The 16,066-nt window shown below is 73.7% G+C and carries 15 protein-coding genes and 1 pseudogene; 12 read left to right on the plus strand and 4 right to left on the minus strand.

The window, feature by feature from the left end:
- Positions 1–169: 169 nt before the first annotated feature.
- On the plus strand, positions 170–823 hold the full coding sequence (locus tag ACFOYX_RS23050) for a TMEM175 family protein (RefSeq protein ID WP_322440820.1): 654 nt from the start codon (positions 170–172) through the stop codon (positions 821–823).
- Here ACFOYX_RS23050 and ACFOYX_RS23055 read toward each other — a convergent pair.
- The 3 genes and pseudogenes from ACFOYX_RS23055 to ACFOYX_RS23065 all read right to left on the minus strand — a co-directional run bounded on the left by ACFOYX_RS23055 (position 804) and on the right by ACFOYX_RS23065 (position 3,492).
- Positions 804–2,405 carry an NAD(P)/FAD-dependent oxidoreductase gene (locus ACFOYX_RS23055; RefSeq protein WP_322440775.1) on the minus strand — a complete coding sequence of 534 codons (1,602 nt, stop codon included), beginning with the start codon at positions 2,403–2,405 and terminating at the stop codon, positions 804–806. The two genes, ACFOYX_RS23050 and ACFOYX_RS23055, sit on opposite strands and share 20 nt — an antisense overlap.
- 11 nt (positions 2,406–2,416) lie before the next feature.
- A complete protein-coding gene (locus ACFOYX_RS23060; RefSeq protein ID WP_336634838.1) occupies positions 2,417–2,623 on the minus strand; it encodes a hypothetical protein in 207 nt (68 codons plus the stop codon).
- 38 nt (positions 2,624–2,661) lie between these two features.
- A pseudogene (locus tag ACFOYX_RS23065) lies at positions 2,662–3,492 on the minus strand (YhjD/YihY/BrkB family envelope integrity protein).
- A gap of 51 nt (positions 3,493–3,543) precedes the next feature.
- On the opposite strand from ACFOYX_RS23065, the gene ACFOYX_RS23070 reads away from it, so the two are divergent.
- The 6 genes from ACFOYX_RS23070 to ispG all read left to right on the plus strand — a co-directional run bounded on the left by ACFOYX_RS23070 (position 3,544) and on the right by ispG (position 9,429).
- Positions 3,544–4,089: a GNAT family N-acetyltransferase gene (locus tag ACFOYX_RS23070; RefSeq protein ID WP_322440772.1), complete on the plus strand. Its 546-nt coding sequence runs from the start codon at positions 3,544–3,546 to the stop codon at positions 4,087–4,089.
- A 50-nt stretch (positions 4,090–4,139) separates the two neighbouring features.
- Positions 4,140–4,658, plus strand: coding sequence for a YcxB family protein (locus ACFOYX_RS23075; RefSeq protein ID WP_322440771.1), 519 nt, complete (start codon positions 4,140–4,142; stop codon positions 4,656–4,658).
- A gap of 372 nt (positions 4,659–5,030) precedes the next feature.
- Positions 5,031–5,594, plus strand: coding sequence for a YcxB family protein (locus tag ACFOYX_RS23080; RefSeq protein WP_322440770.1), 564 nt, complete (start codon positions 5,031–5,033; stop codon positions 5,592–5,594).
- 195 nt (positions 5,595–5,789) lie between these two features.
- Entirely contained in the window at positions 5,790–7,001 is a 1,212-nt protein-coding gene (gene dxr / locus ACFOYX_RS23085; protein ID WP_322440769.1) for a 1-deoxy-D-xylulose-5-phosphate reductoisomerase, read from the plus strand.
- Positions 7,001–8,248: a site-2 protease family protein gene (locus ACFOYX_RS23090; RefSeq protein ID WP_322440768.1), complete on the plus strand. Its 1,248-nt coding sequence runs from the start codon at positions 7,001–7,003 to the stop codon at positions 8,246–8,248. The genes dxr and ACFOYX_RS23090 overlap by 1 nt, the downstream gene beginning before the upstream one ends.
- 8 nt (positions 8,249–8,256) lie before the next feature.
- Positions 8,257–9,429 (plus strand): flavodoxin-dependent (E)-4-hydroxy-3-methylbut-2-enyl-diphosphate synthase, encoded by a 1,173-nt coding sequence (gene ispG / locus ACFOYX_RS23095; RefSeq protein ID WP_109804823.1) that lies wholly within the window; start codon positions 8,257–8,259, stop codon positions 9,427–9,429.
- 76 nt (positions 9,430–9,505) lie between these two features.
- Here ispG and ACFOYX_RS23100 read toward each other — a convergent pair whose 3' ends face one another.
- Positions 9,506–10,090, minus strand: a complete 585-nt coding sequence (locus tag ACFOYX_RS23100; RefSeq protein ID WP_322440767.1) for a PadR family transcriptional regulator — start codon at positions 10,088–10,090, stop codon at positions 9,506–9,508.
- 120 nt (positions 10,091–10,210) lie between these two features.
- Between ACFOYX_RS23100 and ACFOYX_RS23105 the strand changes: the two genes are divergently transcribed.
- The 5 genes from ACFOYX_RS23105 (at position 10,211) to ACFOYX_RS23125 (ending at position 16,030) form a co-directional block, all read left to right on the plus strand.
- Positions 10,211–11,437, plus strand: coding sequence for an MFS transporter (locus ACFOYX_RS23105; RefSeq protein WP_322440766.1), 1,227 nt, complete (start codon positions 10,211–10,213; stop codon positions 11,435–11,437).
- Between the two features lie 55 nt (positions 11,438–11,492).
- Positions 11,493–12,332 carry a GNAT family N-acetyltransferase gene (locus ACFOYX_RS23110; RefSeq protein WP_322440765.1) on the plus strand — a complete coding sequence of 280 codons (840 nt, stop codon included), beginning with the start codon at positions 11,493–11,495 and terminating at the stop codon, positions 12,330–12,332.
- A gap of 123 nt (positions 12,333–12,455) precedes the next feature.
- A complete protein-coding gene (locus ACFOYX_RS23115; RefSeq protein ID WP_322440764.1) occupies positions 12,456–13,199 on the plus strand; it encodes an ATP-binding cassette domain-containing protein in 744 nt (247 codons plus the stop codon).
- Complete coding sequence (locus ACFOYX_RS23120; RefSeq protein WP_322440763.1) at positions 13,196–15,346, plus strand: YhgE/Pip domain-containing protein; 2,151 nt, start codon at positions 13,196–13,198, stop codon at positions 15,344–15,346. Before ACFOYX_RS23115 ends, ACFOYX_RS23120 begins: the two co-directional genes overlap by 4 nt.
- A gap of 90 nt (positions 15,347–15,436) precedes the next feature.
- Positions 15,437–16,030 carry a TetR/AcrR family transcriptional regulator gene (locus ACFOYX_RS23125; RefSeq protein ID WP_109803947.1) on the plus strand — a complete coding sequence of 198 codons (594 nt, stop codon included), beginning with the start codon at positions 15,437–15,439 and terminating at the stop codon, positions 16,028–16,030.
- Positions 16,031–16,066 lie beyond the last annotated feature (36 nt).

Below are 16,066 nucleotides of genomic sequence, written 5' to 3' on the forward strand. Positions count from 1 at the left end.
GCCGCACCTCCGATCCGCGCCCGCGCGGCCCCGCCCTGCGCGATTATGCAGTGGTGGTGGGTGGCGAAAGTCGCAGACCGGCACCGACCGGACACCAGCGAGAGCGGGGCGGGGCGTGACGGCGGCAGGCGGAGAAGAGAGGGAGTACCGGTACCGGCGGGACCGGGAGATGGCCCGGGACCCGTCCCGGGTGGAGACGTTCAGCGACGGGATCTTCGCGGTCGTGCTGACGGTGATGGCCGTCGAGCTGCTCCAGTACGGCCCGGCCAGGGCCGGCGGGAGGGAGCTCCCCGACGCCCTCGCCCACGCCTGGCCGTCCTACCTGGCGTACGTGATCACCTTCGGGATCGCCGGCCAGATCTGGCTCGGCCACCACAACATGTGGCGGTACGTGGTCCGGGTGGATCAGGTGCTGCTGGTGTTCAACCTGCTCCTGCTGCTCTTCGTGGCCGCGATCCCGTTCACCGCCGACCTGCTCTCGGACAACCTGCGCGGCAGCGCGGCCGAGCAACGGCTGACCGCCGCCCTCTACGTCGGCACCGTGCTCGGTGAGTCGCTCTTCTTCAACCTGAGCTGGTGGTGGGCTCGGCGGCACCGGCTGCTCCACCCCGACCTGGATCCTCGGCTGGCCCGGGCGGTCGCGCGGCGACTGCTGCTGCGCCCACCGCTCTATCTGATCGCCTTCGCCTTCGTCTTCGTCGACCCGATCCTCAGCCTCCTCCTCTACCTGCTGCTCGTCGGCCTCTCTCTCATCCGCCGCCCCGGCGACCTGCCCCGTTTCTCCGCCGAAGCCGGCGGGGAGGTCAGCGACCGAGGTCGGTGAGGATGCGGCGGGCGGCGTTGTGGCCGGCGGCGCCGATGACGCTGCCGGCGGGGTGGCAGCCGGCGCTGCCGGCGTAGACCCCGTCGACGCCGGTGGCGTACGGCATGCGGTCGGTGAACGAGACGGTGTTGTCGACGTGGTGGATGTGGCCGCCGGTGATGCCGAAGTGCGCCTCGATGCCGGGCGGCGGGAGCGGCACCGCGTCGGCGATCAGGTCGCCGGCGCCGGGGGCGTAGCGTTCGCAGATCTCGATCAGGCGGGACACGTAGCCGGGCAGCGCCTCGTCCCAGGTGGTGCCGGCCAGCTCGTAGGGGACCGACTGGACGAAGAGCGCCGAGGAGTGGTGCCCGGCCGGGTCCGACAGCGACGGGTCGACGGTGGTGTGCAGGTACCACTCGATGGTCGGCTCCTCGGGCAGCCGGCCGGCCTGCACGTCCGCCCACATCGCGCGCAGCGCCGCCATCGGCGACTCGCCGCCGGCCCCGACCAGCGACGCCGAGCCGGGCAGCAGGTGGATGGTCGAGCCGAACGGGCTCGGCGCGTCCGCCGGCAGGCAGGAGAAGCGGGGCAGCCCGGTCAGCGCCAGGTTCAGCTTGAGCGTGGTGCCGGGACGGCGGACCGCCGCCATCCGCTCGCCGAGCGGCGCCGGCAGCGCGCCGTCGGGCAGCAGGTCCATCAACCGGTACGGGTCGCAGGCCCCCAGCACCACGGAGGCGCCCACCGTCCGCCCGTCGGCGAGCACGACACCGGACGCCGCGCCACCGTCGAGGGTGATCGCGGTGACCGGCGTGCCGGTCCGGATCGTCGCCCCGGCGGTGCGGGCGGCCTCGGCGAACGTCCGCGAGACGGTGCCCATGCCGCCCTCGGCGATCATCCAGGTGCCGCCCGCGCCGGGAAGCCGGCACATGTTGTGCACCAGGAAGTTGTGCCCGGTGCCCGGGTCGTCCGGGCCGGCGTTGAGCCCGGAGAGGCCGTCGGTGACCGCGTACATGCTGACCAGCAGCTCGGAGCGGAAGTCGAAGCGGGCCAGGTAGTCGGCCACCGAGCCGCGGACCAGGTCGACGAAGGCCTGTCGCAGCGCCGGCCGGACGTACCGCTCGGCGGTCTCCTCCACCGGCAGCGGCTCGGTCAGCCAGGCCGGCGCCAGGTCCTCCCGGAGCGCGGCCAGCTCGGCCTGGAGGGCGTCGTCGGCGGCCACGTCGGCGGTTGAGAAGAACTCCGCGAGCTGCCGCCGGGTGGCGGCGGTGTCGCTGCCGAAGAGCAGGTACGGCGAGCCGAGCCCGCCCGGGGTGGGCAGGAAGTAGTGCGGGTCGCGGCGCAGCACCGGGATGCGCACGTCGAGCGCGGCGAGCAGCTCCGGCGGCATCAGCCCGAGCAGGTACGACCCGGTCGAGTGGCGCAGCTCCGGCACCTTCGGAAACGGATTCTCGGTGCGGGTCGCCCCGCCGATCACCTCGGCCGCCTCCAGCACCAGCACGTCGAGGCCGGCGCGGGCCAGCAGGATCGCCGAGACCAGACCGTTGTGCCCGGATCCGACGATCACCACGTCGGCGCGGGCGGGCAGCTCACTCGCTTCGCTCATGCCCGGGCAGCCTAGTGCCGGGCGGCCGCTCGCGGGGAGGGGTTCGCCGGCCGGAGCTGGGCGAGCAGACCGACCAGTTCGGTCTCGAAGAGCGCCTCCGGCTCGTCCACCGCCCAGGCCAGGTGGTCGGAGACCTCCATCGCGACCAGGCCGTAGATGCGGGTCCAGGCGGAGAGAAGGCGTACCCGACCTCGATCGGCAGCACACCGGGCGGTCACCGCCGGGCCCCCGGCCCCCTCGCCAAGGTCTACCGCCGCTACGGCATCCGCGAGTCCGCCGACCCGCGCGCCGCGACCCGCACGGCCCGCCAACGGCTCAGCGCCAGCGTCGCCGAGTAACCGGCCAGCACGATCACGTGGAAGAGGTAGAGCCAGAGGATCACGGCGACGCCGCCGCCGACCTCATCGAGGCCGCCGAACGGCACGCCCAGGTTCAGCGGCAGGGAGCAGAAGAGCACGAAACCATGCAGGAAGCCGGAGAGGTTCGCCGCGGTGAACGGGCCCATCCCCAGCGTCGCCAGCCAGTCCGGCGCGGCCGGGCCGACCACCCGGAAGACTCACATCAGCACCGGCGTGAGCACCAGCCACGTCGCCAGGAAGGACAGCACCACGCCGAGCGCGCCGATCCAGCCGCCCCGCCGGACCAGGTGGGTGGTGAGCGGCAGGGCCAGCAGGATCGACAGCAGCAGCAGCCGACCGCGCCAGCCGACCAGCGCCCCGTTCTCGCCGCCCGGCTCGGCGACCGAGACGAAGGCCCGGCGCAGCCCCTCGCCGTACAGCGAGGCCGGCAGCAGCGAGGCCAGCGCCAGCAGCGGGGTCAACCCCACCCCGGCATCGACCAGCGCCGCCACCGCCCGGTTGGCGCCGATGTCGGTAGGCAGCGTGTTGATCGCGTACGAGGTGAGCCGGCGGACCCGGTCGGCCCCGGCGACCAGCCCGGTCAGCCAGATCGCCAGCAGCGCCACCGGCACCACCGCGATCGCCCCGTAGAAGGTGATCGCGGCGGCGTGCAGCGAGAGATCCCGGCCACACAGCGGCCGGAACGCCGCGCTGGTGATCCGCTTCGCCCGCCGCCATCCCTCGCCCATCGGGATCTCCTTCCCTGTGGGGCGAGCCGGCACGCATTACCATCCGCCGACATGACGATCGTCTCGACCGACCGCCTGGTGGTCCGCGACTGGACCGAGGACCAGGCGGACCTGGACCGGATCTACGACATCTACTCGCGGGACGAGGTGATGCGCTGGTTGGGCGGGGGATCGGGGCGGATGACCGACCCGGCGCAGGCGGCGGAGCGGGTCCGGTCCTGGCTGGACCGGTACGCCCCGTGCGGCGACCGGTACGGCATCTGGGCGATCGAGCCCCGCAACGCGGGTCGGGCGGCGGGCAGTGTGCTGCTCAAGGCGCTGCCGGGCCGAGACGGCGTCACCCCCACCGACGACATCGAGGTCGGCTGGCACCTGCACCCCGACTCCTGGGGGCACGGCTACGCCACCGAGGCGGCCCGGGCGGTGCTCGACCGGGAGTTCGCGACCGGCGCCCGGCAGGTCTACGCGGTGGTGATGGCGGGCAACGACGCGTCGATGGCGGTGGCGCGGCGGCTCGGCATGACCCACCTCGGCGTCCGCACCGACTGGTACGCCGGGGCCGAACTGGAGACCTTTGTGCTGCGCGCCGAGTCGTAGCCGTTCGGGGGAGAGCGACGAGCAGCGGTTCACGTCTATCGTCCGCAATCATGATCATGCGGTTCGACTACGTTCCTGACCGCCGCCGACTGGTCGCCGCGACCCGTCGGGCGTCCCGCCGCGCCATGCTTCTCACGCGAAGCGTCGGCGCTCTCGCCGCTGTGGCTGCTGTCGTGGCGGTGTTGCTCGACGACCCGGCGTTCGCCGTCGGCTGGGCGGCCATCGCGGTGTGTGGCCTGTGGCTGTTCCCGCTGCTGTCGATCCGCCGGGCGGTCCGCGTCAGCTGGCACCTCTTCGGCACCCCGGGCACCTGGGAAATCAGCGACGACGGGATACGCCGGGTGACCGAGAAGTTGGACACCCTGTTTCGGTGGGAGGCGGTGATGGATGTGGAGCTGATGCCGGACCAGCTGCTTCTCCGGCTCAACAAGGCGCAGTTCCTTCCCGTCACGACGGTGGACCTGTCGGCGGAGCAGCGCGACGAGCTGATCTCCCACCTTCGCGGACGAGGGTTGGTCTTCCGCGGCGAAAGGGCGAAGGGCGGGACGCCGACGCGGGCTGCTGCCTAGCGGACCGTGGGCCAGGGCCGGGTCCAGCCGAGGAAGCGGGCGAAGAATTCTGCCGGATCGACCTGGTCGGGGCGGGTGCAGCCGGTCGGCGATCGCGTCGTGCATCAGCAGGCAGAGGTAGACGGCCAAGCCGGGTCGGTCGTGGGCGTACTCGGTGCGCAGGCCGAGTTTGGCGGGCTGGCAGGGCCAGGGAGCGGCGCAGACCCGACACCGCCAGGTCGGGCGGGCGGCGACGTGCCGGCTCAGCTCGGCCAGGGACACCCCGTCCCGCTCATCCTCTGCCACCGGTGCGGGTGGACCTGCGCTGACGACGGCGGCCCCCGGACGTCGCGGGACACCGGTAAGGCCCGTTGATCGGTAGGGTCGGCGGCCGTGGAGATCGAATTCACTCATCAGCGCGACCGGGGGTACGCCCGACGGCTCGTCGCCGCCAGCACGGTCCGCAGTGGCGCCACACACTTCGTCACCGGCCTGGTGACGGCCGCCGCGGGCGTCGCCGCGCTGACCGCGGAGCCGGCGTGGACCTACCTCTGCGGCTGCCTCGGACTCGGCGTCGGTATCGGCTGGATGCTCAAGGTCCTCCTTCTCCCCGGCCAGGCGGTCCGGCGATTGCCCGCCGCCTGGTTCCAGCCGCGTAGCTACCGCTTCGACGACGACGGGGTCGCGTGGAGTTCGGCGTACGCCCGGTCCTGCGTCAGCTGGGCGGCCTTCGGCCGGGTCACCGTGCGGCCGTTCGCCTACCTGCTCTGGCAGCCCGGCAACCTCGCGGTCTGGGACGTCCCACGCGGGTCGCTCACCCCCGAGCAGGACCGCCAGCTCGCCGCCCTGTTCGCCGCCCACATCCCCGCCGCGCCCACCCGGCCCACCGCACCGGTCGAGCCGTCCGGCGAGCAGGGACCGCAGGCGCCCGACCGGGTCCGGCCCCCGACGCCGTAGCGCCGGCAGCGCCGTGGGCCGGCAACGCACGTGGTGTGCGATCCGGCGGGTGGCACGACGAGCCGTGGACCGCGCAGCTCGCGTTCTCGTTCGACCCGGCCGATCTGCTCGACGAGGAGGCGCCGGTGGAGGAACCGGACAGCGGGGAGTGAGGCTCCCAGCGGGCGTTCAGGACGCCTGGGGAAGAATGGCCGGGTGACCTCTCCCCGCGACCTCGTCCTGCTCGGGTCCACCGGCTCGATCGGTACCCAGGCCATCGACATAGTCCGGCGCAACCCCGACCGGTTCCGGGTGGTCGCGCTCGGCGCGGGCGGCGGCAACGTCGAGCTGCTCGCCGCGCAGGCCCTCGAACTGGGCGTGGAGGCGGTCGGGGTGGCGAAGGCGTCCGCCGCGCAGGACCTCCAGCTCGCCTTCTACGCCGAGGCGAGCCGGCGCGGCTGGGCCACCGGCGACTTCAAGCTGCCCAAGATCGTGGCCGGGCCCGACGCGATGACCGAACTGGCCGGGTGGCCGTGTGACGTGGTGCTCAACGGGGTGGTCGGCTCGCTCGGGCTGGCGCCCACCCTCGCGGCGCTGCGCGCCGGCCGTACCCTCGCCCTGGCGAACAAGGAGTCCCTCGTCGCCGGCGGCCCGCTGGTGAAGGCCGCGGTGACGCGGCCGGGGCAGATCGTTCCCGTCGACTCGGAGCACTCGGCGCTGGCGCAGTGCCTGCGCGGCGGCACCCGCGGCGAGGTGCGGCGGCTGGTGGTCACCGCCAGCGGCGGCCCGTTCCGGGGCCGGCGCCGCGACGAGTTGACCGAGGTCACGCCCGCGCAGGCCCTCGCCCACCCGACCTGGAACATGGGTCCCGTCGTCACGATCAACTCCGCCACCATGGTCAACAAGGCGCTGGAGGTGGTCGAGGCGCACGAGCTGTTCGACGTGCCCTATGCCGACATCGAGGTGATGGTCCACCCGCAGTCGGTGATCCACTCGATGGTCGAGTTCGCCGACGGCTCGACCCTCGCGCAGGCCAGCCCGCCGGACATGCGGCTGCCCATCGCGCTCGGCCTCGGCTGGCCGGACCGGGTGCCGGGGGCCGCCGCCGCGGTCGACTGGACGAAGGCACACACCTGGGAGTTCTTCCCCCTGGACGACGCCGCGTTCCCGGCGGTCGCGCTGGCCAAGGCCGCCGGTGCGGCCGGGCGCTGCCGGCCGGCGATCTACAACGCGGCCAACGAGGAGTGCGTGGCGGCCTTCGTCGCCGGGCGGCTGCCGTTCCTCGGCATCGTCGACACCCTCGAGCGGGTGTTGGAGGACGCTCCGGACTTCGCCGAACCAGGTACCGTCGAGGACGTGCTCGCCGCCGAGTCGTGGGCACGAACGCACGCCCAGGAGATCATCGCGGCGTCGGTGGAAGGAGCTTGATGGCAAACCTGCTCGGGGTGGTGCTCTTCGCCCTGGCGATCCTCATCTCGGTGAGCCTGCACGAGGCGGGGCACATGCTCACCGCCAAGGCTTTCGGGATGAAGGTCACCCGGTACTTCGTCGGCTTCGGCCCGACGCTGTGGTCGTTCCGGCGGGGGGAGACCGAGTACGGCGTCAAGGGCATCCCGCTCGGCGGCTTCTGCAAGATCGTCGGGATGACGCCGCAGGACGACGACGTCGACCCGGCCGACGAGCCGCGGGCCATGTGGCGCTACCCGGTCTGGAAGCGGACGATCGTGATGTCCGCAGGCTCGATCACCCACTTCGCGCTGGCCCTGGTCGCGCTCTGGGTCATCGCCATGTCCGCCGGCCTGCCCAACCCGGACTTCCCCAGCACGGAGCAGGAGTTCCGGGCCCAGCCCGCGGTCGTCTCCCTCGCCCCCTGCGTGGTGGTGGAGAACGCCAACCGCGCCTGCCAGGCCGGCGACCCGGTCAGCCCGGCCGCCAAGGCCCAGCTCCGCGACGGCGACCGGATCACCGCCGTCAACGGCCGGCCGGTGAGCAGCTGGGGCGACATGCTGGACGTGGTACGCGGCACCAAGCCGGGCACCGCCACCGTCGAGTACGTGCGCGACGGCACACCGGCCACCGCCACCGTCGACCTCGCGTCCGTGCAGCGCCCGCCGCTGGACGACCCCAAGGGCGCCACCGCCGCGGTCTCCGCGCTCGGCGTCGCGCTCCAGCCCAGCACCCCGGCCCGGCTGACGTACGGGCCGGTCGGCGCGTTCGGCGCGACCGCGGACTTCACCGGCACCATGGCGGTGGAGACCGTGCACGCCATGCAGCGCATCCCGCAGAAGGTCCCCGCCCTCTGGACCGCCATCACCGGCGGCGAGCGGGACGTGGACACCCCGATCAGCGTGGTCGGCGCCAGCCGGCTCGGCGGCGAGGCCGTGGAGAACAACGCCTGGTTGATCTTCTTCATGCTCTTCGTCTCGCTGAACTTCTTCATCGGCGTGTTCAACCTGCTGCCGCTGCTCCCGCTGGACGGCGGGCACATCGCCATCGCCTGGTTCGAGCGGGCCCGGTCCTGGCTCTTCGCCCGGCTGGGCCGTCCCGACCCGGGCCGCGTCGACTACCTCAAGCTCATGCCCATCACGTACGCGGTGATCCTGATCGGTGGCGTGTTCACGCTGCTGACCATCACCGCGGACGTCGTCAACCCGATCACGCTCTTCCCAAGGTGAGTGCTGAAGTGACCGCTGTCAGTCTCGGTATGCCCCCCGTACCGCCGCCGCCGCTCGCCCCGCGTCGGGTCAGCCGCCAGATCATGGTCGGCTCCGTACCGGTCGGTGGGGGTGCGCCGGTCTCGGTGCAGTCCATGACCACCACCCTCACCGCCGACGTCAACGCCACGCTCCAGCAGATCGCCGAGCTGACCGCGTCCGGCTGCCAGATCGTCCGGGTCGCCGTGCCCAGCCAGGACGACGTGGAGGCGCTTCCGGCCATCGCCAAGAAGTCGCAGATCCCGGTGATCGCCGACATCCACTTCCAGCCGAAGTACGTCTTCGCCGCGATCGACGCCGGCTGCGCGGCCGTCCGGGTCAACCCGGGCAACATCCGGCAGTTCGACGACAAGGTGAAGGAGATCGCCAGGGCGGCCGGCGACGCCGGGGTGCCGATCCGGATCGGCGTCAACGCCGGCTCGCTGGACAAGCGGCTGCTCGCCAAGTACGGCAAGGCCACCGCCGAGGCGCTGGTCGAGTCGGCGCTCTGGGAGTGCTCGCTCTTCGAGGAGCACGGCTTCCGGGACATCAAGATCTCGGTCAAGCACAACGACCCGGTGGTGATGATCCGGGCGTACCGCCAGCTCGCCGAGCAATGCGACTACCCGCTGCACCTGGGCGTGACCGAGGCCGGCCCGGCGTTCCAGGGCACCATCAAGTCGGCGGTGGCCTTCGGCGCGCTGCTGGCCGAGGGGATCGGCGACACCATCCGGGTCTCGCTGTCGGCCCCGCCGGTGGAGGAGATCAAGGTCGGCAACGCGATCCTGGAGTCGCTGGGCCTGCGCGAGCGGGGCCTGGAGATCGTCTCCTGCCCGTCCTGCGGCCGGGCCCAGGTCGACGTCTACAAGCTGGCCGAGGAGGTCACCGCCGGCCTGGAGGGGCTGCCGGTGCCGCTGCGGGTCGCCGTGATGGGCTGCGTGGTGAACGGCCCGGGTGAGGCCCGCGAGGCGGACCTCGGCGTCGCCTCGGGCAACGGCAAGGGGCAGATCTTCGTCAAGGGCCAGGTCGTGAAGACGGTCCCGGAGGCGCAGATCGTCGAGACGCTGATCGAGGAGGCGCTGCGGATCGCCGACGAGATGGGCGCCGAGATCCCCGAGGAGCTCCGCGACATGGTCCCCGGCCCCCGGGTCACCGTGCACTGACGTTCCGACGCACCGTCGCAGCGGGCGGCCGTCCCCGTCGGGGAGGGCCGCCCTCTGCGCGTACGTGGGTCGGTGGTCACTCGGATTCGGCGAGGATGGCGTAGAGCTTGCGGCGGGTCTCGTCGAGCACCTGGGCGGCCCGTTCGCGCTGGTCGTCGGTGCCGGTCATCATCACCTGGCGCAGCGCGTTCATGGCCTGCGCGCCGGCGTCCCGGATGTCGTGCCAGCTGTTGACCGTGTTCTCGGCGAACTCCCCCCAGGGCGGGGTCTGCGCCGCCTCGGTGGCCTCCGCGCGCCCCTGGTCGGTGAGGTCGAACCGCTTGCGCCCGCCGCCCGACCCGTCGGTGGCGACGATGACGCCCTCGTCCTCCAGCAGTTGGAGGGTGGGGTAGATCGAGCCGGGGCTGGGTCGCCAGGCCCCGCCGGTGCGGGAGTCGATCTCCTGGATCATCTCGTAGCCGTGCATCGGCCGCTCGGTGAGCAGGGCCAGCACGGCGCCCCGCACGTTGGGCCGCCGCCCCCGGCCCCGACCGCCCCGGCCGCCCCGCCCGCCGTGACCGTGCGGTCCCGGGGGGAACGGCGGGCCGGGCGGGAACGGGGGGAAGCCGAAGCCGCGCATCCGGGCCTCGTGCATCGCGTGCATCCGTCCGTGGAATCCCATCGGACTCTCCCATCGTCGTAGTGTCGCTGATGCATCGACGATATATCGGCAACGCATCGACGACAAGACGAATTCGGGGCAGGATCGCAAACCGTACGTACGTCTTGCTAAGCTGCCGACGTGCGCCTGCTTCCCGAACCGGGCCCGGCCCGGACCCTCGCCCTCTCCACCCTGGTCAACACCGTCGGCCGGGGCACCTGGCTGACCGTCAGCGCGCTCTTCCTGACCCGTTCGGTCGGCCTGACCGTGGCCCAGGTCGGCCTCGGCCTCACCGTTACCGCGCTGGTCAGCCTGGTGGCCAGCACCCCGATGGGCTACCTCGCCGACCGGTACGGCCCGCGCGGCATCCAGCTCGCCGCGCTGCTCGCCTCCGGCGCCTTCACCGCCGCCCTGGTCGCCGTCCGGTCCTTCCCGGCCTTCCTCGTCGTCGGCATGCTGATGGCGGTCGCCGACGCGGCCAGCCGGGGCGCGCGGGGCGCGCTGATCGCCGGGGCCGTCCCCGCCGACCAGCGGGTGCGTACCCGGGCCTGGCTGCGGGCCGTCACCAACGTCGGGATCTCGGTCGGCGCCGTGGTCGCCGGCTTCGGTCTCGCCGCGGACAGCCGGGCCGGGTACGTGACCCTGATCCTGCTCGACTGCGTGACGTACCTGCTCGCGGCGGCGATCCTGCTCCGGCTGCCGGCCGTACCGCCGGTCCCCGCGCCCACGCACGGGCCACGGCTGATCGCCCTGCGCGACCGCCCCTTCCTGGCCTTCACCGTCCTCGACGGGCTGCTCTCGATGCACTTCGGGCTGATCAACATCGCCCTGCCGCTCTGGATCGCCGATCACACCGCCGCCCCGGACTGGCTCGTCTCGGGCTGCATGCTGGTCAACACCGTCATCGTGGTGCTCTTCCAGGTCCGCGCCTCGCGCGGCACCGAGGACCTGGCCGGGGCGGCCCGGGCCGCCCGCCGGGCCGGCGCGGTCATCGCGGTCGCCTGCGGGCTCTTCGCCGCCAGTGGGGGCGTGTCGGCCGCGGCCGCGGTGGCGCTGCTGCTGGCCGGGGCGTTCGTGCACGTCATCGGCGAGCTGTGGCACGCGGCGGCGGGCTGGGGGATCTCCTTCGGCCTGGCCCCGGCCCACGCGCAGGGGCAGTACCAGGGCGCGTACGGGATGGGCATGCAGCTCGGCGGGATGGTCGCCCCGGTGGTGGTCACCACCCTGGCGGTCGGCTGGGGAGTGCCGGGCTGGCTGCTGCTGGGCGCGCTGTTCCTCCTGCTCGGGCTGCTGGTGCCGCCCGTCGTGGGGTGGGCGCGGCGGTCCCGCCCGGCCGAGCCGGCGCCCGCGCCGGTCCCGGTTGGCTGAGCGGGTCCTCAGGTCGACCCGCGCGCCACCGGGCCGATCTGGCAGGCTGGTAACCGTGCTGACGGTGCCGGTACGTCAACTGGGGGAATCGGAGCGCCGCGCGGTCGAGCGGCTGCTCGACCTCGATCCGTTCGCGGGCGCGCAGGTGGCCGAGCGGGTCGCCGCCCGCGGGCTGGCCTGGTGGCGGGCCGACGGCCGGATCCTCGGCTACGGCGCCCGGCGCAACCTGGAGTCGATCTGCTGGCTGGGCGGCAACCTGACCCCGGTGCTCGCCACCGAGTCGGCGGTCGCGGCCTTCGCCGAGCAGCTCGGCACCGAGGAGCGGCTCTGCTCGTCGATCGTCGGGCGGGCGGACGCGGTGCTCGGCCTCTGGGACCGTCTTTCCGGGCAGTGGGGGCCGGCCCGGGACGTACGCCCCAACCAGCCGCTGCTGGCCACGGACGCGCTGCCCGCGGTGGTGGGCGACCCGGAGGTGCGGCGGGTGCGCGGGGGCGAGATCGACCGGCTCTTCCCGGCGGCGGTGGCCATGTACACCGAGGAGGTCGGGGTCTCGCCGCTGGCCGAGGACGGCGGGCGCGGCTACCGGCGGCGGGTGGCCGACCTGGTCCGCGCGGGCCGCGCCTACGCCCGGTTCGTCGACGGCAAGGTGGTCTTCAAGGCCGAGCTGGCCGTGGTGACCCGGCGGACCGCCCAGGTCCAGGGGGTCTGGGTCGCGCCGGAGTGGCGGGGTCGGGGGATCGCCACCGCGGCGATGGCGGCGGTGGTCCGGGACGCGTTGATCCGGGTCGCGCCGACGGTCAGCCTTTACGTCAACGACTTCAACCTGCCCGCCCGCCGGGTCTACGAGCGCTGCGGCTTCCGGCCGGTCGGCACGCTCGCCACCGTGCTCTTCTGAGCGGCGTCCGGCCGGGCATGGCCGGGATCACGTCCCGCTGACTGGCCTCGAACCGGACGTTGGAGGCTATGCTGACCATGTTTTTATACTGACTAGTCAGTTCAACGAGGTCGGGATGGGACGATGAAGATCGTCGAGGCCAGCGGGCTGGGGCTGCGGACCCGCCGAGGCTGGATGTACCGGGACGTCGACCTCACCGCCGAATCCGGCGAGCTGCACGCGGTGACCGGGCCGCCCGGCAGCGGGCGTACCTCCCTGCTGCTCGCCCTGGCCGGCCGCTTCCCGCACACCCACGGGGAGCTGCGCCGGCGCGGACCGGCCGCGCTCGGTCAGGTCGCCGGGGTGCACGAACCCGACCCGACGCTGACCGTGGCCGAGCACATCCAGGAGCGGCTGCTGCTGCTCGGGCCGGTGCCGCGCCGCCGCCGGCAGCTGGTGCCGGTCGCCGCCGTCCGGGCCCGCCGGGCGTACCGGCGGGACGCCTTCGCCGCCGCCATCGCCGGCGCGGGCTTCACCGACACCCCGCTCGACCCCGACCGGTACGGCCGCGACCTCACCCCCGTCGAGCGTCAGGTGCTCGGCCTGGTGCTGGCCAGCCTGAGCGGCCCCAACCTGATCGTGGCCGACGACGTGGACGCCGGATCCGACGCCCCCGAGCGGCAGTGGATCTGGGCCGCCCTGTCCCGCCTCGCCGACCAGGGGTACGCCGTCATCGCCAGCGCCCGCGCCGTCGAGCCCGGCACCGCCGCGATCACCCACCGGATCGGCGACCCGACCCTGCCCGCCCGCACCGAGTTGTCCCTGCCCCCGGCCGCCCTCGTCGCCCCCCGGGCGGCCCAGGACCAGACCCCCGAGGTGACCGCATGAGTGTCGTTCGACTCGCGCTCTTCGAGCTGCGCCGGATGACCCGGGGCCGGCTGCCGCGCGCCGCGCTCGCCGTCCTCACCGTCATCCCGCTGCTCTACGGCGCCCTCTACCTCTATGCCTTCTGGGACCCGTACGGGAACCTGGACCGCATCCCGGTCGCCCTGGTCAACGCCGACCGGCCGGCCAAGGCCGGCGACGGCACCGAGGTGCACGCCGGCCGGGACCTGACCGACGAACTGCTCGACCGCAAGGTCTTCGGCTGGACCGTCACCGACTCCGACGACGCCGCCGCCGGCCTGCGCAGCGGCCGCTACCACCTGGTCTTCGCCATCCCGGCGGACTTCTCCGCCACCCTGGCGGCCAGCCCCGAGCCGGACCGGCCGGCCCGCCGGGGCGAGCTGAAGGTGGTCAACGACGACGCCACCAACTACCTGTCCGGGCTGCTCGCCCGCTCCGCGTTCAGCGAGATCCGGGCCGCCGCCGCGGAGAGCACCGCCGCGTCGTACTTCGACAAGATGCTGATCGGGTTCACCGATGCCAAGGCGGAGACCGGCCGCGCCGCCGACGGCGCCGGGAAGATCCACGACGGGCTCGGCGCCTCCGAGGACGGCGCCGGGAAGATCGCCGACGGGCTGGGCACTGCCGAAGACGGCGCCGGGCAGCTCGCGAGCGGGCTCGACAGGTCCGTGCAGGGCGCGGACAAGCTGGCCGGCGGCCTCGACCAGCTCTACACCGGCGCGGCGCAGATCGCCGACGGCACCAACCGCGCGGCGACCGGGACCCGCGCGGCCGCCGCCCGGGTGGACGCGGCCGCCGACAAGTACGAGCCGCTGCTGCGCAAGAACGCCGCGGACATCCAGCGCGCCGTCACCGGAGTCGCCGAGGGCGCGCAGGCGCTCGCCGACGGCATCGACGCCCTGCCGGCGAAAGCGGACCAGGTGGTGACCCGGGCGGAGCAGGTCCGCGACCGGCTGGACGCGCTGGTCGAGGCCCACCCCGAGCTGGCCGACGAGCCGAACCTCGTCGCCGCCCGGCAGGCCGCCGACAAGGCCGTCACCGCCGCCAAGGCGATGGCCGCCGCCCTCGACAAGACCGACCTGGCGGCGCTGCGGAAGCAGATGACCGAGGTCGCCGCCACCGCCCGCGAGGTCGCCGCCGCGGCCCCGCACCTCGCCGACGACGTGGCCGCCGCCCGCGCCAAGGTCGACCAGCTCGCCGACGGGCTCACCACCCTCGCCGACGGCAGCGCCAAGCTGCGCGACGGACTGGGCGGGGCGGCGAACGGCGCGGACCAGCTCCGCGGCGGGCTGTACCGGCTCGCCACCGGCGCCCGCCAGCTCGACGGCGGGCTGGCCCAGCTCAGCAGCGGCAGCGACCGGCTCGCGGACGGGCTGACCAAGCTGGAGGGCGGCGCCGGCGACCTCGCCGACGGGCTGGCCGCCGGGGAGAAGAAGCTGCCCGGGTACCACGACGCGGACAGCCGCTCCGACGTGCTCGGCGACCCGGTCGGGCTGATCCGGAAGTCGCACAATCCGGCCGGCTCGTACGGCGTGGGGTTCGCCCCGTACTTCCTCGCCCTGGCGCTCTGGGTCGGCGCGATGATCACGTACATGCTGCTCCGGCCCGTCAACCGGCGGCACGTGATGTCCGGCGCGCCCGGCTGGCGGGTCGCGCTCGCCGGCTGGCTGCCCGCCGCGGCGATCGGGCTGGCCCAGGCCGGGGTGCTCTTCGCCGTGGTCACCCTGGTGCTCGGCCTCGACCCGGTGCACGGGGCGGCCACCCTCGGCCTGCTGGCGCTGACCTCACTCGCCTTCACCGCGATCATGCAGCTGCTCGGCGCGGCGCTCGGCCCGGCCGGCCGGCTCGCCGCGCTGGCCCTGCTGATGCTCCAGCTCACCTCGTCCGGCGGCACCTACCCGGTGCAGACCTCGCCCGGGTTCTTCCAGGCGATCCACCCCTGGCTGCCGATGACCTACGTGGTGGCCGGGCTCCGGCACACCATCAACGGCGGGCCCGCCGGGCCGGTGCTCACCGGGGCGGCCGTGCTCGTCGCGTTCGGGGTGGGCGCCCTCGCGCTCACCGTCGGCGCGACGCGCCGGTCCCGCCGGCTCACCCCGGCCAAGCTGCACCCCGAACTGACCATGTGAGGATGGCTGATGGGCCGGACGGCGGTGACCCGGGGCTCCGGCACGGGCCGGCCCACCGGCGCGGGCCGGGGTGGTCGACGGGGAGGGCGAGTGGCGGACGGACGGTCGCGGCGGCGGGAGGACACCCGCCAGCGCCTCTTCGTGGCGGCGGTGGAGCTCATCGCCGAGCAGGGCTTCTCGGCCACCACCGTGGACGACATCGCGGCCCGGGCCGGGGTGGCGAAGGGGACCGTTTACTACAACTTCGAGTCCAAGACGGTGCTCTTCGAGGAGCTGCTGCGGCACGGCATCGGGCTGCTCACCGCCGAATTCCGGGCGGCGGTCGCCGGGCTGCCGCCCCGCGAGGCGCTCGCCGCCCTGGTCCGCGCCGAGCTGGAGTACATCCGCCGGTACCGGGCGTTCGCCCAGCTCCTGCTCTCGGAGATGTGGCGGACCAACCGGGAGTGGCAGCAGACCCTGCGGCTGCTGCGCGGCGAGGCCATCGAGGTGATCGCCGAGACCGTCCGGGCCGGGGTGGCCAGCGGCGACCTCCCCGCCGACCTGGACGTACGCATGGCCAGCTCGGCGCTGTTCGGCGTCGGGCTGGTGGTGGCCGTGGACTGGCTGGTGTTCCAGCCGGAACGGCCGATCGAGGAGGTGCAGGAGGCGCTGCTCGGCATTGTCCGCCGGGTCGCCCAGACCTGAGCCGGGGACGTCTGCCGCCGGCGTAAATGCGTTGAG

Source organism: Micromonospora sp. GCM10011541, from assembly GCF_042650725.1.
Classification (GTDB): Bacteria; Actinomycetota; Actinomycetes; order Mycobacteriales; family Micromonosporaceae; genus Micromonospora; species Micromonospora sicca.